The following is a 20,149-nucleotide window of genomic DNA, read 5'->3' as shown; positions in this document are numbered from 1 at the left end:
CGCATGATCGTCGAGCACCGCACCTACACGCTCAAGCACGGCACCATGGACGACTACCTGCAGCGCTACCGCACGCACGGCCTGCCCGTGCAGATGCGGCACCTGGGCGGGCTGGTCGGCTTCTATGTGAGCGAGATCGGTCCGCTGAACCAGGTCGTCCACATCTGGGCCTACGCCAGCCTGGCCGAGCGCGAACGGCGGCGCGGGCATCTGGAGGCGGATCCCGAATGGGCCGCGTTCAGGCAGATGAACCGGGGGTCGTTCGTCGCCCAGGAGGTGAAGATCATGAACGTGGCGCCGTTCTCGCCGCAGCCCGCACTGCCGAAGGAGCAAGGCTGACCATCCATCGTCGGCGCGAATGGCCAGGCATCCGTACGATGCATTTGTCCCCCCGCCGCGATGCGCCTAGGCTGTAGCCTTCATGCACCCCGGAGGCATACATGCAAAGGCTGGAACTGCTGCGGCGCATCTACGCGAAGGACCGCGACGCCCTGTACGGCAACCTGCATATGGATTTCGTCTGCCACACGCCCGGCTCCAGCCAGATCGCGGGCAGTTTTCGTGGGGCCGAGGGCATGCGCTGGCATGTCCAACAGATGCAGGAATTGACTGGACAGACCTTTCGCCCACGTCACGAGGACGTCTTCATGCTGGCCGGCGACTGGGCAACCGTGCCCGTGCGGCTGGCCGCGTTCCGCCAGGGTAAGACGCTCGACATGCGCGCGTTCGGCATCTGGCGCTTCGCCGACGGCCTTCTCGCCGAACACTGGGAGATGCCAGTGGACCTGGCGGTGTTCGACGAGTTCTGGCGCTAACCAGCCGCCCCTCCGCTATTGGGTCAGGTTCAACGCAGGAATGAGCTGGCCCTTGATGCGATAGTCCGCGGCGATGCGACCGGTGAATGCCCGGCGATCCAGATACTCCGACATCTGGAACTGTTTTTTCGCGAGATCCTGGTAGTCGGGATCGTGCACGGCCTTGCCGCAGGCCGACTCCAACCTGTCGATCACGTCGGCGGGCGTACCCTTGCGCACGAACAGCCCGCCATAGCCGGAAGGTTCGATGGGATATCCCAGTTCGGCGCTGGTCGGCACGTTGGGAAACTCCGGCAGCCGCCTGGAGGCGAACACCAGCAGCGGCTGCAACTTCTGGGTGACGACCATCGCCGTGGTCACAGCCCCCAGGGCGACCTGCCCGCTGAGCAATTGCGGCGCCATCTGCGCCTCGCCCTGATAAGGCACATCGCTCAGTTCCAGGCCGGCGGCCCGCCAGAGTTCGAGTGCCGACAGATGCGGAGACGAAGCGGCTCCGGGGTGACCGTAGGTGATCATGCCCGGCTGGGCGCGCGCGGTGGCGCGCAGAGACTCGAAGTCCTTGTAGGGAGACTTGGGGCCGGCGGCGATGAAGAAGGAGTTCTCGAACGTCTGGCATACCGGCACGATGTCGGCCGGCGAGAACGGCATGCTCTTCATGCGATGAGGCTGCACGGTCAGCGGCGTCACGACGCTATAGGCCAGGGTATGCCCGTCGGCCGGCGCGCTGGCCAGCGAGGCCATGGCGACCACGCCGCCCGCGCCGGCCCGGTTGACCACCACGACCTGTTGTCGAAGCTGCTTGCCTAAGGCTACGGCGAAGCCCCGCGCCATGATGTCCACCACGCCCCCTGCCGTGAACGGCACGAGTATCTCCGCCGCCTGGCCCGGCGACTGGGCCTGCGCGGCTCCGGCCAACAGGCTCGCGCCCGTCGCACAGGCCAGGATATGTCGCATCGTATTCATGTCTCCACTCCTTCTCATGCATCTCAGGATAGGCCGGCCCATGCCGGCGTCAAATGGGGGCGGCCATTGCCTGCCTGGCTTGCCCCAGCAAATCGAAAAGATCGAGGCCGGGTTCGCGTCCCTGTTCGAACTCCCCGATGCGGAACGAGGCATCCTGGATGAAGGTGGCCCGCTCGAATCGGCGCCGCATGTAGGCATCGGTCAGCACGCGCCAGGGCAGCCCTTGCCGCACCAGATCCCCCAGCACGACCGCATCCTCGATGGCCATCGCGGCGCCCTGCCCGAGATGGGGGGTGGATGCGTGCGCGGCATCGCCGATCAGGACGACTCGTCCGCGGTGCCAGGGGGGGCCCATCATCACGACCTCGAGCGGCCTGTAGACCACCTTGGCCGGATCGTCGATGGCAGCCAGCAGGCCAGGCACCACGCCACCGAAATCGGCCAGCCGCTCTTTCAGCAAGACATGCAGCCTTTGAGCGGGCATCACGGTCCCCGGCTCCTCCTGAGTAACCAGCAGCAGATACATCAGCTCCCGGCTGATGGGAATGAAGCCGGCCTTGCTGCGCGGCCCCACCATCATCGCGCCCCAGGTCATCGCCTCCGGCCTCGGCATCATGACCCGCCACACGCTCTGGCCGGTGGGGCGGGCGCGCAGGTCCACTCCGAACACATTGCGCCGCAGCCAGGAATAGATGCCGTCGGCGCCGATCACCGTCGCATAGCGCTCCCGCCTGCCGTCGCTCAGGACGACGCTCGCTCCGTCTTCGTCCTGCGCCAGCGAATGGATGGCGCATCCGGCACGCAGCACCGCCCCGGCTTGGCGCGCGGCGGACACCAGGATCTCCTGCAGCGCCCGGCGGGCGATGCCGTTGTAGGCGGGGCGGTCCGGGCCCGCCACCTTGGGGCCCGGCACCTCCTGCAACAGCACGCCTTCGGCTGTCATGTAGCGGTAGCTGTCATAGCCGAACCCCTTGGCCAGGCACTGCCCGGCCACCCCCAGCTCATCCAGCGCGCGCAAAGCATTGGCGGGCTGAATGATGCCCACGCCAGCCACTTCCCAGGCGGGCTTGATCTCGAGCACGTCGACCTCGCACCCTGCCCGGCGCAGCGCGATCGCGGCCGCCAGCCCGCCGATGCCGCCACCGGCCACCAGGACACGGGAATAGTCCGTGCGTTTCATGCGTTCGCTCCCAAGAGACGCGCGCGGGCCGCGGCCAGCGCGGGATGATCGGCAGGCAGGCCCAATAGCTCGATCGCATTGGCGCCGAGCACGCATGCGATCTCGGCCGGACTCAGTCGCGTGCCCCGCAGCAGCTCGTGCAACGCGTACTCCCCCATGTCGAAGGGGTAGTCCGTTCCCGCGACGATGCGCCGCACACCCGCCGCCTGGGCCAGTTCATCGAGCGCTCCGGCCCGGAACACGACGGTGTCGAACCAGATCCGGCGCAGATAGTCGCTGGGCGCGACCCGGCAGGCGCCCGCCTCCGGCCTTACGCCGTAGGCGTGGTCGGACCGTCCGACGGCGTAAGGTAGGTAGCCCCCACCGTGGGCCGCGCAGAGCCTGAGGTCGGGATAGCGATCCAACACGCCGCCGAAGATCAACTGCGACAGGGCGACCGTCGTCTCCAATGGCTGTCCGATGACATTGGCCAGGTAGTACCGGTCGACACGCTCGCCCAAGGACGTCCCCAGAGGATGCAGGAACACCACGCACCGCAAGCGCTGCGCCTCGGCCCAAAATGGCTCCAGGGCGGGATCGTCCAGGCCGCGCCCCGTAGGATCGGACGAAATCTCGACTCCAAGCAGTCCGTGCCGCTCGACGGCATCGCGCAGTTGGGACACCGCCAGCGCCGGATGCTGTAAGGCTGCCGCCCCCAGGCCGAGGAAACGCTCGGGATGCCCGGCGCACGCCCGGGCGATGCCCGCGTTCTGCGTTTCCACCAGATGCACCGCCAGCGCCTCGTCGGCCCACGGGTAATACTGGGTGGGCGACGGACTCAGTACCTGTATGTCGATGCCCAGGCGATCCATGTCCTCCAGGCGCCGGCCGACGTCGCACAGGCGCTCGCCGATCTGCTCGCGCATGGCCTGGTTGTGGGCGTAGGAAGCCTGGCCCAGCAGCGCGGCCTGCAAAGCCGGTTCGCGTCGCTTTTCCTCGCGCTCCGCGACCAGCTCTTCGACCTGGGGGACCAGCAGATGGCAGTGCATGTCCACGGTAAGGTAGGGAAAACGGGCGACGGGCCGCGATCCGCCGACGCCGACTCCCGGCCGGTGGTGGCCGCAACAATGGCACAGCATCATCTCAGGTATCCTTCCGGCGGCGATACGCGGCCAGATCGGGGATATCGACGTCGTCCTCGGAAGCCAGGACCCGGACCAGCGGGGCCGCCGGCTCCTGCATGAACGCCGGCAGGTTGGAACACCAGCTGATGAAGCCGAATTTCGGATCCCACTCACGCGGCTGCCAGTGGTCGTCCAGATAGTCGGTGTCGGCGCCGTACTCGATCTCTCCGCCGGCGGGACAGTCCAGGTAATAGAACAGCGCGGAAGCGATGCGGTGGCGGCCGACGCCCAGCTTGCTGCGGTATCCGCGGCGAGCCATGTGGTTGGCGCCGGCCATCAGTTCGTCGATGTCCTCGACACCGAAGCAAGCGTGCAGGAAACCCGCCGAGCCAGGTGCGTGATAGTGACAGTTCTGAAGAAACAGCGTGTGATGTTCCGGCGCCCCGTCGGCGCGCAGGAACACGCCCAGGCCGCGCGAATGGTCGGACAGCCGGAAACCCAGGCGATGGCGGAAGAAGTCCCACGAGGCCTTGTAGTCGTCGACGCCATACACGACGTGATTGATGGTCCGGGGCAGAGCCCGTTCGCGCCATTTGCGCCAGGTATCGAGCCGCCGTACCCGTCCGGGCGCGTTGATCGGATCCGGCGCGCACATGACCGGCCGCCGGTCGAAGAGCGCCAAACCCATCGTCATGCCGCAGTCGGAATCGAACCAGCAGGTGCCATCGCCATCGCACTCGACCGGCCGATCCCGGGCCAGCCCGGCAACCAGCGCATCCAGGCTGGCGCGCGTGTCGACTCCCCAGACCGTCCGCACCCCACCGCCGGCGGGCGGCGCCGATACCCGGCGCAGCGTCACGCCGGCGCCATCGGGCACCGCGAAACGAATGTCCGCATCGCCCGAAGCCACCGGCACCAAGCCGAACTCCTGCATGAAGGCGGCACAGGTGCCCAGATCCTCCACGTGATAGATCAAGGAATGAATACCGACGATGGCCATATCAGTCTCCTTCCGCCACGCAACGGTTGCGCTGGGTGCCCATGCCGGATATGTGGCCTTCCATGATGTCGCCGTCCCTCAGGAAGCGGCGATGGTGCATGCCGTTGCCCGCCGGCGATCCCGTCGCCAGCAGGTCGCCCGGCTGGAGGCGGACATAGGCACTGACATACTCGATCTGCCGCGCCACGTCGAACAGCATGTCCGCGGTACTTTCCGACTGCATCACGTCGCCATTGAGGCGGAACTCGATGTGCAGATCCTGGGGGTCCGGCACGTGGCGCGCCGGCAGCAGAAAGGGGCCGCAGGGCATGAAGCCCGGACCACTCTTGGCGCGCAGCCAGTCGGACCCCAGCGACTTGATGTCCGGCCGGTAGACCAGTTCCCGGCGGGTGAGATCGTTCACCACCGTATAGCCCGCCACGACCTCCAGCGCCTTGTCGCGGGGCACCCGCCACGCCTGGCGGCCGATGACCACGCCCAGCTCCAGTTCCCAGTCGAACTGCTCGGCATCGCGCGGAACCACCACCGGATCGAACGGACCGCACAGGGCACCTCTCAACTTGGGAAAGGCATAAGGAATGCCTCGACGCGCCCGTTCATCGGTTCGGCGCGCGACATGCTCGCGCCGTTGCTCGACCGTCATCCCTTCCGTATCCGTTCCAGCCCCCTGGGCCACGACCAGATCGATCACATGCTTTCGGTAGTTCGCGCCGGTACAGACGATCTGGCCGGGGGCAAGCGGCGCATGGACGCTCAGCCTGTCCAGGGGCAGCCCGGCCGGCAGGACCGGCAGACGCGCAAGGACCTCATCGATGGCCGCCAGGCCTTCGTCCCAGTTCGCCAGCAATTGGGCCACCGAAACCGCGCTCCAGGGCAATCCGGCGGCGCGGGCCAGCGTCGGCATGGGATGAACCATGGACTCGTCCAGGACGAGTCCGACGAACGTCTCGTCGCCCGACCCCGTGAAAGTGCCCAGGGCATAAGCGGGCAGGTTGGCATGCATTTTTTCTTTCCATTGGAACGACGTATTGCCGTCATCCTAATGACGCGCTTAACATCTAACCAATGAATTCGTTGAATCCAATCCATCCATAAAACAGATAGATCATGCGCTACCACAAACTCGACCTGAACCTGCTGGTGGCGCTGGATGCGCTCCTGGGGGAAGGCAGCGTGTCCCGGGCCGCCGAACGGATCTATCTCAGCCAGCCGGCCATGAGCAGCGCATTGTCGCGACTGCGCGAACACTTCGACGACCAGTTGCTGGTGCCGATCGGCCGCCGCATGGTGCTGACCGAGCGGGCGCAGGCGCTGCGTGGGGAAGTGCGAGAGATCCTGCTGCGCATCCAGCAGGTCACGCAGCCCCTGGGCGGCTTCGATCCCGCCAGCGCGGAGCGCACCTTCTCGATCGCCGCGTCGGACTACTTCTCGGTGGTGGTACTTCCCCACCTGCTGGCCTATTGCGGCCAGCACGCCCCCGGCGTGCACCTGGACGTCTACCCGCTCAGCCCGCGGCTGTCCGAGGGCCTGGAGCGCGGCGACATCGACCTGTTGATCGTCCCGAGCATCTACGCCTTGCCCGACTATCCCCAAACCACGCTGTTCGAGGACTCGTGGGTCGGGGCGGCATGGTCGGACAATCCGCTGGTGGGTGACGTGCTGGACGAAGATCTGTACTTCGCGCTGGAACACGTCATCAAGCGGGAGAACCACGCGATGTTTCCGCCCCTGGACGAGCGCGCGCTGAGCGGACTCAAGCGTCGGCGCAAGGTGGCCAGCAGCGTGCCGCAATACAGCCTGCTGCCCATGTGCCTGCCGGGCACGCCATATCTGGCCACCGTGCAGTCGGGACTGGGCCGGCTCTACGCGCAATGGCTGCCATTGCGGCTCATGGCGCTGCCGCTGACGATCCCGCCGCTGGTCGAACTCATGCAATGGCCGCACCACAAGATCGGCGACCAGGGAATCCGCTGGCTGCGGGAAAGCGTGGCCCAGGTCTGCGCAGGCCGATTCGCGCCGGGCTCCTCGTGCGGAGCTTGCGTCCAGCCCTAGCTCTGCACCAGCGCCCGGTGCCTCTGTATCCCCATCAGGATGCCCGCCGCGCAGCCCAGCGTCAGCAGCGCCGTGCCCCCGTAGCTCATGAAGGGCAGCGGCACGCCCACCACGGGCAGGATGCCGCTGACCATGCCCATGTTCACGAAGGCATAGACGAAGAACACCATGGTCAGCGCCCCCGCCAGCAGGCGCGAGAAGACCGACGGGGCGTTCGCGGCGATGGTCAGCCCGCGCACCAGCAGCAGCAGGTACAGGAACAGCAGCAGCAAATTGCCGACGAAGCCGAATTCTTCGGCGAAGACCGCGAAAATGAAGTCGGTGGTGCGTTCGGGAATGAAGTCGAGATGGGTCTGGGTGCCCTGCATGTAGCCCTTGCCCAGCATTCCGCCCGACCCGACCGCGATGGCCGACTGGATGGTGTGGAAGCCCTTGCCCAGGGGGTCGGAAGCGGGGTTGAGCAGCGTGCAGACGCGGTGCTTCTGGTAGTCGTGCAGTACCACCCAGTCCAGGCCGTCGGTGCACAGGGTGTCTTCCAGCGAGACCAGGGTGCCCAGCGCGATCACGCTTACCAGCGTGATGGGCACCAGCAGGCGGAACGACAGGCCGGCGAAGAACAGCACGAAGAACCCGGCGCCGAACACCAGCAGCGCGGTGCCCAGGTCGGGCTGCAGCACGATCAGCGAAAACGGCGTCAGCATCAGGATCGCGGCCACGATGAAGTCGCGTATCCGCAAGGTGCCCTGGTGTTTGTGGAAGTACCAGGCCAGCATCATGGGCACGGCGATCTTCATCACCTCGGAGGGCTGGATGCGGGTGAAACCCAGGTTCAGCCAGCGCGTGGCGCCCTTGCTGGTCTCGCCGGCGAACTCCACGCCGAACAGCAGGACCAGCCCGATCAGGTAGACCGGCACCGCCAGCCGCATCAGCGTCTGGGGCGAGAGCTGCGCCAGCAGCCACATCGCCAGCAGCGCGATGCCGTAGTTGCGCAATTGGTCGGCGAAGCGGCCGTCGAAACCACCGCCGGCCGAGTACATGGACATGAGCCCGATGCCGGCCAGGGCCATCAGGATCAGCAGCATGGGAACGTCGAACACCGCGACCGTGCGCAGCAGGACGGTGCGCCAGGTCAGGCGGTTGAACAGGCCCGGTCCGTCAATCACCGGAAGCCTCCACAGGTTGGGGTGGCGTATCGGGCACGGGCCCGCCGGGGCGCTTGCCCAGCAGCCAGAAGTCGAATACCTGGCGCGCCACGGGCGCGGCCACGGTGGCGCCCCAGCCGGCGTTCTCGACGATCAGGGCCACCGCGATGCGCGGATGGTCCAGCGGCGCGAAGGCCATGAACAGGGCGTGGTCGCGCAGCCGCTCGTCGATGCGGCTGGCGTTGTAGCGTTCGCCCGTGCGCAGGCTGTAGACCTGCGCCGTGCCGGTCTTGCCCGCCGCGACATAGGGCGCGCCGGCGAAGGCCCGCGCCGCGGTGCCGCTGCGCGTGACCGAGGCCATGGCCTGCTTGATCATCTTGATGTTCTCGGGCTTGAGCGCAATGCGGTAGCTTTCGTGGGGAACGGTCAGGGTCTGTTCGCCGGTGGCGCTGTCCTGCAAGGACTTGACCAGGTGGGGCTTCATGTAGACGCCGTCGTTGGCCAGCACCGAGGTGGCCTGGGCCAGTTGCAGCAGGGTAAAAGCGTTGTAGCCCTGGCCCACGCCGATGGATATGGTCTCGCCCGCGTACCAGCGCTGCTGCTCGGGCTTGGAATAGGCCCGCCGCTTCCAGGCGGTGGACGGCAGGATGCCGGTTTTCTCGCCGCCCAGGTCGATGCCGGTGATCTGGCCGAAACCGAAGGGTTTCATGAAATCGTGGATGGCATCCACGCCCAGGTCGGCGGCCAGCGAATAAAAGTAGGTGTCGGACGAGACTTCCAGCGCGCGGCGCATGTCTATCGTGCCGTAGGCCCGTTCCCCGGAGTTGCGGTAGCGCCGGTCGCCGAATTCGAAATAGCCCGGGTCGTACATGGTGCCGGTGAAGGTCCGCTTGCCCAGCTCCAGCCCGGCCAGCGCCATGAAGGGCTTGTAGGTGGAGCCGATGGGATAGGTGCCGTACAGCGGCCGGTTGATCAGCGGACGATCGGGCGATTCGTTCAGCGCCTTCCAGTTGTCCACGTCGATGCCGTCGACGAACAGGTTGGGATCGAACGACGGGCGGGACACGAAGGCCAGGATGTCGCCGGTGGACGGTTCGATCGCCACCAGCGCGCCGCGCCGGTTGCCGAACGCCGTCTCGGCGATCTTCTGCAGTTCGACGTCGATGGACAGGATCAGGTTCTTGCCCGAGACGGGCGGCGTGCGCGACAAGGTGCGCACCGCGCGGCCCGAGGCGGTTACCTCGACTTCCTCGACCCCGGTCTTCCCGTGCAGAACGGCTTCATAGGACTTCTCCAGGCCTTCCTTGCCTATGTAGTCCGTGCCTCGATAGTTGGAAATGGTGCCATCTTCCTCCAACCTGCCGATATCCCGCTGCGAAATCCGCCCTATATAACCGATGACGTGCGCCGCGGTCTCGCCCTGGGGATAGTTGCGCAGCAACCGCGCGCGGATCTCCACCCCCGGAAAACGATAGGCCTGGGCGGCGAAGCGGGCGACCTCCTCGTCGGTCAGGCGACTGCGGATGGGCAGGCTCTCGAAGCGCCGCGACTCGCCCAGCAATTGGCGGAAACGGCGGCGGTCGCGGGCATCGATGTTGACCACCTCGGCCAGTTGCTCGATGGTCTGGTCCAGTTTGCCCGCCTTGGAGGGCGTGATCTCCAGCGTATAGGCCGAGTAATTGCGGGCCAGCAGCGCGCCGTTGCGGTCCACGACGATGCCGCGATGGGGCGTGATGGGCACGACCGAGATGCGGTTCTGCTCGGCCCGGGCGGCATAGGCGTCGTGGTTGGCGACCTGCAGGTACCAGAAGCGGGACCCGAGCAGACCGAAGCAGACGAGAACGAGCCCCACCGCCACCAGCAGGCGCAGGCGGAAATGCTGGAGTTCGCGCTCGGTATTCTTGAGTTCGGTCATGTGCTGCGGAAACCCGGCTCCTGTGGGGCCGGACGGTGTTACGGAGGGCTCCGCCCTAGATGGGACGCGTGTCGTCGGGATCCACCGGCCTGCGCTGGGGGGCTTGCAGGATCCAGCCCGCCAGCGGCCACAGCAGGGCCGAGATCACGCTGTTCAGCGCCCACCACCAGCCGGGCCAGGTTCCGTCGAGCCAGCCGCGGATAGAGAATACCGTGAGTTCGGAGACGAAAAAAACCGGCAGCACATGCAGGGCCTGCAGCCAGGGCGAGAACCACGACAGCCGCCGGTGCATCAGCAGCGCCAGATAGACCATCAGGGTATAGGACAGCGCATGCTCGCCCAGGCGGGCCGATCCGTGCACGTCCATCAGGATGCCGAAGACGAAGGCTGTCAGCATGCCCACGCGCCGGGGCTCGTGGACGCTCCAGAATACCAGGCAGATCGCCAGCGCGTCGGGTATGCCGCCCACCTGGCCCCAGGGCAGCAGGTTGAGCAGCCAGGCCAGGAACAGCGTGAGCCAGATGAAGCGGGGCTCGACCGGCAGGAGGAGGTGTTCAGTGGGAACCCGCGAACGTGGCAGCGTAGAGGGAGCTTTCAACGGAAGCCCCCCCCTACGCGCTGACGCGCGCCCCCCAGGGGGCGGCACCGGTGGACCGGCAAAGCCGGATCCACGGTGCCCTGGATGAGGAGATCTGCTTTCATCGGCTGGGAGTAGCGCTTGGCTTTATGGATGACTGGGGCGACAGCTTGGACGACTCGCTCTTGGAGGATTCGTCCCCCGAGGCGCCGGCAAGTTCCGGCTTGATCGTCTGCAGCACCAGGAAATGCCGGTAGCGCTCGACGCCGGCCACCGGCTTGCACAGGATGCGGGCGAAGCCGGAACTGGCATCGCGTTCGACCGATTCGACCGTGGCCACCGGCAGGCCCTCGGGATAGATGCCGTCCAGCCCGCTGGTGACCAGGGTGTCGCCCACCTGGATGTCGGCGTCGGACGCCATGAAGCGCAGGCCCAGCCGGCCCGGGATCTCGCCGCCGGAGGTGATGCCGCGCAGGCCGTTGCGCAGCACCTGGATGGGAATGGACTGCACGCGGTCGGTCAGCAGCGCGACCTCGGAGGTCATGGGCGAGGTGCGCACCACCTGCCCCACCACGCCGCCATCGTCGATGACCGGCATGCCGGCGATGATGCCGTAGTGGCTGCCCTTGTCGATGATCAGCCGGCGCGAGAAGGCGTCGCGCGACTCGTACAGCACCTGCACCAGGACGGCGGGGGCCGGGACGCGTTCGCTGGCGCCCAGCAGCCGGCGCAACTGGGCGTTCTCGGAGGCCAGTTGCGCCGCCTGGGCGGTGGACTGGGCCATCTCGATGCGCTGGCGGCGCATCAGCTCGATTTCCTGCTGGACGCTGCTGTTGACCTCGAAGAAATCGGACACGTAGCGCACGCCGTCCCGGGGCAGCAGCATGACGCGCTGGAACGGATACAGGACCACGCTGACCGCCTCGCGCAAGGCGTCGAGCGCCCGCATGCGGGTGTCGACCACCAGCATGACCACGGACAGGAAAACGAAGAACGCCAGCCGGACCAAGGCCGGCGGCCCCTGCTTGAAAAACGACGGTGGACTGTATTGCATGAAGGTTTGTCCAGCGTCCGGCGATGCCGGGACAGGTCCCGAGGAAAAAAGACCGGGGCGAACCGCTTGTCAGCCGCTTCGCCCCGTCGCGTTGGCAACCACGAGGAAAGATTACTCGTTCGTGAAGATGGCGCCCAGTTTGTCCATGCGCTCGAGCGCCTGGCCGCAGCCGCGCACCACGCAGGTCAGCGGGTCCTCGGCCACGATGACGGGCAGGCCGGTTTCCTCTTGCAGCAGGCGGTCCAGGTCGCGCAGCAGCGCACCGCCGCCGGTCAGCATGATGCCCTTCTCGGTGATGTCGGCGCCCAGTTCGGGCGGGGTCTGCTCCAGCGCGATCTTCACGGCCGAGACGATCTGGTTCAGCGGATCGGTCAGCGCCTCGAGGATTTCATTGGAAGAAACGGTGAAGCTGCGGGGGATGCCTTCGGACAGATTGCGGCCCTTGACTTCCATTTCCTTGACCTCGGAGCCGGGGAACGCCGATCCGATGGCCTTCTTGATGAGTTCGGCAGTGGGTTCGCCGATCAGCATGCCGTAGTTGCGGCGGATGTAGTTGACGATGGCCTCGTCGAACTTGTCGCCGCCCACGCGCACCGAACCCTTGTAGACCATGCCGCCCAGCGAGATCACGGCGACCTCGGTGGTGCCGCCGCCGATGTCCACCACCATCGAGCCGCTGGCGTCGGAAACCGACAGGCCGGCGCCGATGGCCGCGGCCATGGGTTCCTCGATCAGGAACACCTGGCTGGCGCCCGCGCCCAGGGCCGATTCCCGGATCGCCCGGCGCTCGACCTGCGTGGAGCCGCAGGGAACGCAGATGATGATGCGGGGGCTGGGGGCGAACAGGCCCTTGGGGTGGACCATGCGGATGAACTGCTTGAGCATCTGCTCGGTCACGGTGAAGTCGGCGATCACGCCGTCCTTCATGGGACGGATGGCCTCGATGTTGCCGGGCACGCGGCCCAGCATCTGCTTGGCTTCCTTGCCCACCGCCTGGATCGTTTTCTTGCCGCTGGGCCCGCCTTCCTGGCGGATGGCCACCACCGAGGGTTCGTTCAGCACGATGCCCTTGCTGCGGACGTAGATCAGCGTGTTGGCGGTGCCAAGGTCGATCGCCAGATCATTGGAAAAATAACTGCGCAGGAAACTGAACATCGGGAATCTTTTATGAAGAACGGATGCGGGGTGGGCGGGTCCGGTAAACGCGAAATGATAACTTATAATCCTGCTTCAATACCCTGAAACTGCATCAAAGTTCTGCATTATTCCCGATTCTGCGGTCTTCGAAGCAGTGCTATGACCCACCCGGCCCCGAAGCGCGCCAGAACCCCTGTCCGACGCCGTTTCGCCGCCTTTCCATCACACTGCCATGGCGCTTACCGAAACCGACGTCACGCGCATCGCGCGGCTGGCCCGTCTCGAACTTGCGGGCGACACCCAGGCCCGCGTCCTGAAGGACCTGAACGGCATCTTCGGCCTGATCGAGCAATTGCAGGCGGTCGATACCCAGGGCGTGGAACCGCTCACCCATCCCATCTCGGCCATCGAGGACGTGGTCCTGCGCCTGCGCGAGGACGCCGCCACCGAACCGGCCACCGCCGAATCGCGCGACGCCCTGCTGGCCAACGCCCCGGCCGTCCAGGACGGCCTGTTCCTGGTGCCCAAGGTCATCGAGTAAGCCCATGCCACAACCCCTGCATACCGAATTCGCCGGCATCGCCGAGCTGCGCAAGGCCCTGGACGAGCGCCGGGTCTCGGCCGTCGAGCTGGCACAGAGCGCACTCGACGCCATCGCCGCCCGCCACGAGCTCAACGCCTTCCTGCACGTGGATCCCGAACTGACGCTGGCCCAGGCCCGCGCCGCCGACGCCGCGCTGGCGGGCGGCCAGGCCGGCCCGCTGGCCGGCATCCCCATCGCCCACAAGGACGTCTTCGTTACCCGCGGCTGGCGCACCACGGCGGCCAGCGCCATGCTGAAGCACTACGTCAGCCCCTTCGACGCCACCGTGGTCGAGCGGCTGGGCGCGGCCGGCGCGGTCACCCTGGGCAAGCTCAACTGCGACGAGTTCGCGATGGGCTCGTCCAACGAGAATTCGGCCTACGGCCCGGTCCTGAACCCCTGGGACACCGCGGCCGTACCCGGCGGCTCGTCCGGCGGCTCGGCCGCCGCGGTCGCCGCGGGCCTGGCCGTGGGCGCCACCGCCACCGACACCGGCGGCTCGATCCGGCAGCCGGCCTCGCTGTGCGGCGTCAGCGGCATCAAGCCCACCTACGGCACCGTGTCGCGCTACGGCATGATCGCCTACGGCTCCAGCCTGGACCAGGGCGGCCCCATCGCCCGCCACGCGCGCGACCTGCTCGAACTGCTGGACCCCATCACCGGCTTCGACCCGCGCGACTCCACCAGCCTGGAGCGCTGCGGCGCCGAGCCCAACGCCCCCGGCCGCGTGCGCGCCGCGTTCGGCGCTTTCGCCGCGCGGGCCCAGGGCGACCAGCCGCTGGCCGGCCTGCGCATCGGCATCCCGCGCGAATTCTTCGGCGCCGGCCTGGCCGACGACGTGCGCATGGCCATCGAGACCGCGCTGCAGCAGTTCGAGGCGCTGGGCGCGCAGCGGGTGGACATCTCCCTGCCGCGCACGGAACTGTCCATCCCGGCCTACTACGTCATCGCCCCGGCCGAGGCCTCCAGCAACCTCTCGCGCTACGACGGCGTGCGCTACGGCCACCGCGCGGCCGAATACCGGGACCTGGCCGACATGACCAGCCGCTCGCGCGCCGAGGGCTTCGGCCTGGAAGTGCAGCGCCGCATCCTGACCGGCACCTACGTGCTGTCGCACGGCTACTACGACGCCTATTACCTGCAGGCGCAGAAGGTGCGCCGGCTGGTGGCCGACGACTTCCAGAAGGCGCTGCGGGACCAGTGCGACGTCATCGTCGGCCCCGTATCCCCCACCGTGGCCTGGAACCTGGGCGAGAAGACGGACGATCCGGTGGCCATGTACCTGGCCGACATCTACACGCTCAGCCTGAACCTGGCGGGCCTGCCCGGGGTGTCCATCCCCTGCGGCTTCGGCCTGGGCCCGGTACACGGCCAGCGCCCCGTCGGCCTGCAGATCATCGGCAATTATTTCGACGAGGGCCGGTTGCTGGCCATCGCCGATGTTTTCCAACGAACCACGGACTGGCACACTCGCCGCCCCGGCAGCCTGTGACCTCCGCAGCGGAATGAACGTATGAACTGGGAAGTCGTCATCGGTCTGGAAACGCACGTGCAACTGTCCACGTCGTCCAAGATCTTCTCGGGCAGCAGCACCCGCTTCGGGGCCCCGGCCAACATGCAGGCCAACGCCGTGGACCTCGCGCTGCCGGGCACGCTGCCGGTCATGAACCGGGGCGCGGTCGAACGCGCCATCAAGCTGGGCCTGGCGCTGGGCTCGCACGTCGCCCCGCGCTCGATCTTCGCCCGCAAGAACTACTTCTATCCCGACCTGCCCAAGAACTACCAGATCAGCCAGTACGAGATCCCGGTGGTGCAGGGCGGCTCGCTCACCTTCTTCGTGGGCGAGCGGGAAATGACCATCAACCTGACCCGGGCCCACCTGGAAGAGGACGCGGGCAAGTCGCTGCACGACGACTTCGCCGGCCCCCACGGCGAAAAATCCACCGGCATCGACCTGAACCGCGCCGGCACCCCGCTGCTGGAAGTGGTGTCCGAACCCGAGATGCGCTCGGCCGAGGAAGCCGTGGCCTACGCCAAGGCGCTGCACGCGCTGGTGGTCTGGCTGGGCATCTGCGACGGCAACATGCAGGAAGGCTCGTTCCGCATCGACGCCAACGTATCGGTGCGGCCCGTGGGCCAGAAGGAATTCGGCACCCGCACCGAGACCAAGAACGTCAACTCGTTCCGCTTCCTCGAACGCGCCATCCAGTACGAAGTGCGGCGCCAGATCGAACTGATCGAGGACGGCGGCAAGGTGGTGCAGGAAACCCGCCTGTACGACCCCGACCGCGACGAGACCCGCAGCATGCGGTCCAAGGAAGACGCGCACGACTACCGCTACTTCCCGGACCCCGACCTGCCGCCGCTGGTCATCGCGCCGGACTGGATCGAGCGCGTGCGCGCCGACATGCCCGAGCTGCCCGGCGCCAAGCGCGCCCGCTTCGAGGCCGACTACGGCCTGCCCGCCTACGATGCCGCCCAGCTCACCGGCAGCCGCGACACCGCCGACTTCTTCGAGGCCACCGCCAAGGCCCTGCCCGCCGGCCAGGCCAAGCTGGCCGCCAACTGGGTGATGGGCGAACTGGCCGCCGCGCTGAACCGCGAAGAAAAGGACATCGCCAGCAGCCCCGTCTCCAGCGCCCAGCTGGGCAAGCTGCTGGTACGCATCGCCGACGGCACGATCTCGAACAAGATCGCCCGCGACGTGTTCGCCGCCATCTGGCAGGGCGAGAACGGCGGCGACGCCGACGCCATCATCGAAGCCCGCGGGCTCAAGCAGATCAGCGACACCGGCGCCATCGGCCAGATGATCGACGACGTGCTGGCGGCCAATCCCGCCATCGTGGCCGAGTACCGCGCCGGCAAGGAAAAGGCCTTCAACTCGCTGGTCGGCCAGGTGATGAAGGCCGCCAAGGGCAAGGCCAACCCGCAGCAGGTCAACGAACTGCTGAAGCAGAAGCTGGCCTGACGCCCGCCATGGCACGGGGCGAACTCTGGCTGATCCGCCACGGGCAGAGCACGGCCAACGCCGGGGCGGCCACCTCGGACGTGGGCGCCAGCCCGCTGACGGCGCTGGGCCGCGAACAGGCCCTGCTTGCCGCCCGCCAGGTCGACCGCCGCCCCGACCTGCTGATCGTCTCTCCCTTCCTGCGCGCGCAGGAAACCGCCGCGCCCATCCTTGAACGGTGGCCCGGCACGCCCATGCAGGTCTGGCCCATCCAGGAGTTCACCTACCTGTCGGCCCTCAAGTGCGCGGGCCTGACCGTGCACGAGCGCCGGCCGCTGGCCGACGCCTATTGGCGGCGCGCCGATCCCGGCTATCGCGACGGCGACGACGCCGAATCGTTCTCCGAATTCGCGGGCCGGCTGCGCGCCTTCGACGAACGCGTGCGCACGCTGCCCGGCTTCATCGTCGCGGTCGGACACGGCCAGTTCTTCCATGCCTACCAGCTCGCGCTCGCATCGGGACTGGAAGCCACGCCGCCCTGGATGCGGCGCTTTCGAGAGACGGATCTGGCATCGCCCATCGAGAACGGGCAGGTCGTGCGGGTGGATCTCGCCGACCGGGCACTCTATGGATAAAGTGCCATCGCCGTTTTGATATCAAAATGGTAAAATGATTTCAAATCCATCATTTTAAGGATTTGAAAATTCGCTCCATCACCGTACGAAATATTCCCGAGGAGGTTCATCGCGCCATTCGGGTTCGCGCAGCCATGCATGGCCACAGCACAGAAGCCGAAGTCCGCAGCATTCTGGAGCAAGCAGCCAAGCCCGAGGGGCGCGTGAAACTCGGTTCCCTGCTGACCTCCATTGCGCGGGAAGCTGGCGGCCTGACCGACGCGGAAGCAGAATCCATCAACCAACTCCGCGACAAGACTCCAGCCAAGCCGATGGATTTCGAATGATTGTTCTCGATACCAACGTCATTTCCGAGTTGTGGAAGATCGCGCCCGAACCCAACGTGCTGGCCTGGATCGACGCGCAGATGATCGAAACGCTCTATCTGTCCGCAGTCACTGTCGCTGAACTACGCTTCGGCCTTGCCGCCATGCCCCAAGGCAAACGGCGCACGATCTATCTCGATCGTCTGGAACACGAGGTCCTGCCAGCATTCTCGGGCCGCGTTCTGCCCTTTGACCTGGATGCATCTCGTGCGTACTCCGACCTGATGACAGGGGCGCGAAAAGCGGGCAAGGCCATCGGCAAGGCGGATGGCTACATCGCTGCTTCGGCTCTCGCGCGTGGCTTCGCGGTCACCACCTGCGACACCAGTCCCTTCGAAGCCGCGGGGCTGACCGTCATCAATCCTTGGACGTAGCGCCGCCATGGCGGCCGCGATCTGGTGTACCGCGATTGGCCGGATTTCCTGGATAGTCCATCCAGTCCCCGGGGGCTGATCGGATCGGCCCAGGCTCCTAAGCTGGAACCCTCGTTTCCATCGCACAGGGGTTTCCCATGACAGACCATTCGATACGCGGCAAGGTCGCGCTGATCGCCGGCGGCGCGAAGAATCTTGGCGGACTGATCGCACGCGACCTGGCCGCGCAGGGCGCCAAGGCCGTCATCGTCCACTACAACAGCCCTGCATCCCGGGCGGATGCCGAGGCCACCGTGGCCGCGGTCCGCGCGGCGGGCGCCGAGTCTGCCGCCCTGCAGGCAGACCTGACGACGGCCGGTGCGGTCGAAAAACTGTTCGCCGAAGCCATCGCCGTGGCCGGCCGGCCCGACATCGCCATCAACACCGTCGGCAAGGTGCTGAAGAAGCCCATCGTCGACATCAGCGAGGCCGAATACGACGAGATGTCGGCGGTCAACGCCAAATCGGCCTTCTTCTTCCTGAAGGAAGCCGGCCGCCACGTGAACGACAACGGCAAGATCGTGACGCTGGTGACCTCGCTGCTGGGCGCGTTCACGCCGTTCTACGCGGCCTACGAAGGCACCAAGGCGCCGGTGGAGCACTTCACCCGCGCGGCGGCCAAGGAATTCGGCCAGCGCGGCATCTCGGTGACCGCGGTCGGCCCGGGGCCGATGGACACGCCGTTCTTCTATCCCGCCGAGCAGGCCGAGGCGGTGGCGTACCACAAGACCGCGGCGGCCCTGTCGCCGTTCTCGAAGACCGGCCTGACCGACATCCAGGACGTCGTCCCGTTCATCCGGCACCTGGTCAGCGACGGCTGGTGGATCACGGGCCAGACCATCCTCATCAACGGCGGCTACACCACCAAGTAGCGGCATCCTGCTCTATGCTTGGCCCATGGATCGCTTCGACCAGTATCGCGTTTTCGTTCAGGTGGCGGAGATGGGCAGCTTCATCAAGGCGGCCCACGCGCTGGAACTGCCCCGCGCCTCGGTGTCGGCGGCCGTCCGGCAACTGGAGGAACAGGTCGGGGCGCGCCTGCTGCATCGCACGACCCGGCGCGTTTCGCTGACCGCCGACGGCCAGCAGTTGATCGAGCGGATACGGCCGCTGCTGACCGAGGTCGAGGACATCGACCAGTTGTTCCACGCACGCGAGAAGCAGGCGGCCGGACGGCTGACGGTGGACGTGCCCAGCCGCATCGCGCGGCGCCTGGTCGTGCCCGCGCTGCCGGGCCTGCTGCAGCGCCATCCCCGCCTGCAATTGCTGCTGCGGTCGGGGGACAGCGCGATCGACCTCGTGCGCGAAGGCGTGGACTGCGCGGTGCGCATCGGCGCCCTGCACGACAGCAGCCTGGTCGTGCGTCCGCTGGGCGACATCGCGCTGATCAATTGCGCCAGCCCCGCGTACCTGCGCCAGCATGGCGAGCCCCGTCACCCGGACGAACTGGCCGATGGCCATTGGACCGTGGGCTATGCCTCGGCCACCACGGGACGCGAGACGGCCTGGGAATACCTGGACGCCAGCGGCGAACCGCAGAGCCGGGACGTCCCCAGCCAGGTGGTGGTGAACAATGCCGAGAACTACATCGCCTGCTGCCGGATGGGCCTGGGGCTGATCCAGATCCCGCGCTTCGACGTGCGGCATCTGCTCGATGCCGGCGAACTGGTGGAAGTCATGCCCGGGCTGCGGCCCGCGCCCATGCCGGTCTCCCTGCTGTATCCCCACCGCCGGCAGCGGTCGCGCCGGCTGGGCGTGTTCGTGGAATGGTTCGAGGCCCTGATGCGGCCTCACGTGGACGACTGAGCGCGCCGGAGATTCTTCCCGGTTCTCGGGAGATAAGTTTCTTTCATTACGGCGGCGGCGCGCATCGCGCCCACAATGTGCCGGCACACACCAAGGAGCCGCGCATGACCATCGAACGCCTGAACGAAAACGCCCACATGAGCAAGATCGTGATCCACGACAACATCGTCTATATGTCGGGGCAGGTCGCGGACGATCCGTCCCAGGACTTCGACGGCCAGTTGCGCCAGATCCTGGCCAAGCTCGACGCCCAGCTCGAAGGCATAGGCCTGGACCGCAAGCACATCCTGAGCGCCATGGTCTGGATCGACGACTACAAGAAATGGCCCAAGCTCAACGAGATCTGGGACCAGTGGGTGATCGCCGGGCACAAGCCGGTGCGCTCCTGCGTGGAAGCCAAGCTGGCCTTTCCCGAATACGAGGTCGAGATCGCCGTGACCGCGGCACGCAAACTGTAGGCCA

General features: G+C 66.9%; 22 protein-coding genes. 12 read left to right on the top strand and 10 right to left on the bottom strand.

The genetic code is table 11. The annotated features are described in order from the left end of the window. Positions 1 to 3 precede the first annotated feature (3 nt). Complete coding sequence (locus tag EV675_RS06640) at positions 4 to 339, top strand: NIPSNAP family protein (RefSeq protein WP_130356529.1); 336 nt, start codon at positions 4 to 6, stop codon at positions 337 to 339. Positions 340 to 440: 101 nt separating this feature from the next. Next, a complete protein-coding gene (locus EV675_RS06635; RefSeq protein ID WP_130356528.1) occupies positions 441 to 815 on the top strand; it encodes a nuclear transport factor 2 family protein in 375 nt (124 codons plus the stop codon). A 15-nt stretch (positions 816 to 830) separates the two neighbouring features. Here EV675_RS06635 and EV675_RS06630 read toward each other — a convergent pair whose 3' ends face one another. From EV675_RS06630 to EV675_RS06610, 5 genes are read right to left on the bottom strand one after another with little or no spacing between them, the layout of a single operon-like run. Then, positions 831 to 1,778 carry a Bug family tripartite tricarboxylate transporter substrate binding protein gene (locus EV675_RS06630; RefSeq protein WP_165404465.1) on the bottom strand — a complete coding sequence of 316 codons (948 nt, stop codon included), beginning with the start codon at positions 1,776 to 1,778 and terminating at the stop codon, positions 831 to 833. Positions 1,779 to 1,827: 49 nt separating this feature from the next. After that, a complete protein-coding gene (locus tag EV675_RS06625; protein WP_165404464.1) occupies positions 1,828 to 2,958 on the bottom strand; it encodes an FAD-dependent monooxygenase in 1,131 nt (376 codons plus the stop codon). Next, the gene (locus tag EV675_RS06620; RefSeq protein WP_207221919.1) at positions 2,955 to 4,079 is read right to left on the bottom strand and encodes an amidohydrolase family protein; all 1,125 of its coding nucleotides are present in this window, start codon (positions 4,077 to 4,079) and stop codon (positions 2,955 to 2,957) included. The genes EV675_RS06625 and EV675_RS06620 overlap by 4 nt, the downstream gene beginning before the upstream one ends. A 1-nt stretch (position 4,080) precedes the next feature. Beyond that, a complete protein-coding gene (locus EV675_RS06615; protein WP_130356525.1) occupies positions 4,081 to 5,061 on the bottom strand; it encodes a VOC family protein in 981 nt (326 codons plus the stop codon). 1 nt (position 5,062) lies between these two features. Further along, the gene (locus EV675_RS06610) at positions 5,063 to 6,064 is read right to left on the bottom strand and encodes a fumarylacetoacetate hydrolase family protein (protein WP_207221918.1); all 1,002 of its coding nucleotides are present in this window, start codon (positions 6,062 to 6,064) and stop codon (positions 5,063 to 5,065) included. 104 nt (positions 6,065 to 6,168) lie between these two features. On the opposite strand from EV675_RS06610, the gene EV675_RS06605 reads away from it, so the two are divergent. Then, positions 6,169 to 7,113, top strand: coding sequence for a LysR family transcriptional regulator (locus EV675_RS06605; RefSeq protein ID WP_130356524.1), 945 nt, complete (start codon positions 6,169 to 6,171; stop codon positions 7,111 to 7,113). On the opposite strand, the gene rodA is transcribed toward EV675_RS06605, so the two are convergent. The 5 genes from rodA to EV675_RS06580 all read right to left on the bottom strand — a co-directional run bounded on the left by rodA (position 7,110) and on the right by EV675_RS06580 (position 12,956). Continuing rightward, positions 7,110 to 8,195 (bottom strand): rod shape-determining protein RodA, encoded by a 1,086-nt coding sequence (gene rodA, locus EV675_RS06600; RefSeq protein ID WP_130357931.1) that lies wholly within the window; start codon positions 8,193 to 8,195, stop codon positions 7,110 to 7,112. The genes EV675_RS06605 and rodA overlap by 4 nt on opposite strands. Before the next feature lie 73 nt (positions 8,196 to 8,268). Further along, positions 8,269 to 10,170: a penicillin-binding protein 2 gene (mrdA, locus tag EV675_RS06595; RefSeq protein WP_130356523.1), complete on the bottom strand. Its 1,902-nt coding sequence runs from the start codon at positions 10,168 to 10,170 to the stop codon at positions 8,269 to 8,271. A gap of 55 nt (positions 10,171 to 10,225) precedes the next feature. Beyond that, positions 10,226 to 10,768, bottom strand: a complete 543-nt coding sequence (gene mreD, locus EV675_RS06590; protein WP_338617095.1) for a rod shape-determining protein MreD — start codon at positions 10,766 to 10,768, stop codon at positions 10,226 to 10,228. A 100-nt stretch (positions 10,769 to 10,868) separates the two neighbouring features. Continuing rightward, positions 10,869 to 11,801: a rod shape-determining protein MreC gene (gene mreC / locus EV675_RS06585; protein ID WP_130356522.1), complete on the bottom strand. Its 933-nt coding sequence runs from the start codon at positions 11,799 to 11,801 to the stop codon at positions 10,869 to 10,871. A 111-nt stretch (positions 11,802 to 11,912) separates the two neighbouring features. Continuing rightward, positions 11,913 to 12,956 carry a rod shape-determining protein gene (locus EV675_RS06580; RefSeq protein ID WP_087778192.1) on the bottom strand — a complete coding sequence of 348 codons (1,044 nt, stop codon included), beginning with the start codon at positions 12,954 to 12,956 and terminating at the stop codon, positions 11,913 to 11,915. A 214-nt stretch (positions 12,957 to 13,170) separates the two neighbouring features. Here EV675_RS06580 and gatC point away from each other — a divergent pair, with 214 nt between their 5' ends. The 9 genes from gatC (at position 13,171) to EV675_RS06535 (ending at position 20,145) form a co-directional block, all read left to right on the top strand. Continuing rightward, entirely contained in the window at positions 13,171 to 13,479 is a 309-nt protein-coding gene (gene gatC, locus EV675_RS06575) for an Asp-tRNA(Asn)/Glu-tRNA(Gln) amidotransferase subunit GatC (RefSeq protein ID WP_124687376.1), read from the top strand. A 4-nt stretch (positions 13,480 to 13,483) separates the two neighbouring features. Next, entirely contained in the window at positions 13,484 to 15,013 is a 1,530-nt protein-coding gene (gene gatA / locus EV675_RS06570) for an Asp-tRNA(Asn)/Glu-tRNA(Gln) amidotransferase subunit GatA (RefSeq protein ID WP_130356521.1), read from the top strand. Positions 15,014 to 15,034: 21 nt separating this feature from the next. Beyond that, positions 15,035 to 16,489, top strand: coding sequence for an Asp-tRNA(Asn)/Glu-tRNA(Gln) amidotransferase subunit GatB (gene gatB, locus EV675_RS06565; protein ID WP_130356520.1), 1,455 nt, complete (start codon positions 15,035 to 15,037; stop codon positions 16,487 to 16,489). 8 nt (positions 16,490 to 16,497) lie between these two features. Then, positions 16,498 to 17,103, top strand: coding sequence for a histidine phosphatase family protein (locus EV675_RS06560; RefSeq protein WP_130356519.1), 606 nt, complete (start codon positions 16,498 to 16,500; stop codon positions 17,101 to 17,103). 68 nt (positions 17,104 to 17,171) lie between these two features. Beyond that, positions 17,172 to 17,429 (top strand): FitA-like ribbon-helix-helix domain-containing protein, encoded by a 258-nt coding sequence (locus EV675_RS06555; protein WP_130357930.1) that lies wholly within the window; start codon positions 17,172 to 17,174, stop codon positions 17,427 to 17,429. Then, positions 17,426 to 17,842 (top strand): type II toxin-antitoxin system VapC family toxin, encoded by a 417-nt coding sequence (locus tag EV675_RS06550; protein ID WP_130356518.1) that lies wholly within the window; start codon positions 17,426 to 17,428, stop codon positions 17,840 to 17,842. Before EV675_RS06555 ends, EV675_RS06550 begins: the two co-directional genes overlap by 4 nt. 137 nt (positions 17,843 to 17,979) lie before the next feature. Next, the gene (locus tag EV675_RS06545) at positions 17,980 to 18,753 is read left to right on the top strand and encodes an SDR family oxidoreductase (protein ID WP_130356517.1); all 774 of its coding nucleotides are present in this window, start codon (positions 17,980 to 17,982) and stop codon (positions 18,751 to 18,753) included. Between the two features lie 25 nt (positions 18,754 to 18,778). Next, entirely contained in the window at positions 18,779 to 19,687 is a 909-nt protein-coding gene (locus EV675_RS06540; RefSeq protein ID WP_130356516.1) for a LysR family transcriptional regulator, read from the top strand. Positions 19,688 to 19,791: 104 nt separating this feature from the next. Beyond that, a complete protein-coding gene (locus EV675_RS06535) occupies positions 19,792 to 20,145 on the top strand; it encodes a RidA family protein (protein WP_124687370.1) in 354 nt (117 codons plus the stop codon). The last annotated feature ends 4 nt before the right edge of the window (positions 20,146 to 20,149 follow it).

It is taken from the genome of Pigmentiphaga kullae (genome assembly GCF_004216695.1).
GTDB classification, from domain to species: domain Bacteria; phylum Pseudomonadota; class Gammaproteobacteria; order Burkholderiales; family Burkholderiaceae_B; genus Pigmentiphaga; species Pigmentiphaga kullae.
This window is presented reverse-complemented; position numbering and strand designations above follow the sequence as displayed.

Coding starts and splice junctions, on each gene's coding strand:
- EV675_RS06640 (WP_130356529.1), top strand. CDS start 4: ATGATCGTCGAGCACCGCACCTACACGCTCAAGCACGGCACCATGGAC.
- EV675_RS06620 (WP_207221919.1), bottom strand. CDS start 4,079: ATGATGCTGTGCCATTGTTGCGGCCACCACCGGCCGGGAGTCGGCGTC.
- EV675_RS06630 (WP_165404465.1), bottom strand. CDS start 1,778: ATGAATACGATGCGACATATCCTGGCCTGTGCGACGGGCGCGAGCCTG.
- EV675_RS06550 (WP_130356518.1), top strand. CDS start 17,426: ATGATTGTTCTCGATACCAACGTCATTTCCGAGTTGTGGAAGATCGCG.
- EV675_RS06545 (WP_130356517.1), top strand. CDS start 17,980: ATGACAGACCATTCGATACGCGGCAAGGTCGCGCTGATCGCCGGCGGC.
- EV675_RS06635 (WP_130356528.1), top strand. CDS start 441: ATGCAAAGGCTGGAACTGCTGCGGCGCATCTACGCGAAGGACCGCGAC.
- EV675_RS06615 (WP_130356525.1), bottom strand. CDS start 5,061: ATGGCCATCGTCGGTATTCATTCCTTGATCTATCACGTGGAGGATCTG.
- gatB (WP_130356520.1), top strand. CDS start 15,035: ATGAACTGGGAAGTCGTCATCGGTCTGGAAACGCACGTGCAACTGTCC.
- EV675_RS06540 (WP_130356516.1), top strand. CDS start 18,779: ATGGATCGCTTCGACCAGTATCGCGTTTTCGTTCAGGTGGCGGAGATG.
- EV675_RS06605 (WP_130356524.1), top strand. CDS start 6,169: ATGCGCTACCACAAACTCGACCTGAACCTGCTGGTGGCGCTGGATGCG.
- EV675_RS06560 (WP_130356519.1), top strand. CDS start 16,498: ATGGCACGGGGCGAACTCTGGCTGATCCGCCACGGGCAGAGCACGGCC.
- EV675_RS06580 (WP_087778192.1), bottom strand. CDS start 12,956: ATGTTCAGTTTCCTGCGCAGTTATTTTTCCAATGATCTGGCGATCGAC.
- gatC (WP_124687376.1), top strand. CDS start 13,171: ATGGCGCTTACCGAAACCGACGTCACGCGCATCGCGCGGCTGGCCCGT.
- mreC (WP_130356522.1), bottom strand. CDS start 11,801: ATGCAATACAGTCCACCGTCGTTTTTCAAGCAGGGGCCGCCGGCCTTG.
- rodA (WP_130357931.1), bottom strand. CDS start 8,195: ATGCTGCTGATCCTGATGGCCCTGGCCGGCATCGGGCTCATGTCCATG.
- gatA (WP_130356521.1), top strand. CDS start 13,484: ATGCCACAACCCCTGCATACCGAATTCGCCGGCATCGCCGAGCTGCGC.
- EV675_RS06610 (WP_207221918.1), bottom strand. CDS start 6,064: ATGCATGCCAACCTGCCCGCTTATGCCCTGGGCACTTTCACGGGGTCG.
- EV675_RS06535 (WP_124687370.1), top strand. CDS start 19,792: ATGACCATCGAACGCCTGAACGAAAACGCCCACATGAGCAAGATCGTG.
- EV675_RS06625 (WP_165404464.1), bottom strand. CDS start 2,958: ATGAAACGCACGGACTATTCCCGTGTCCTGGTGGCCGGTGGCGGCATC.
- mrdA (WP_130356523.1), bottom strand. CDS start 10,170: ATGACCGAACTCAAGAATACCGAGCGCGAACTCCAGCATTTCCGCCTG.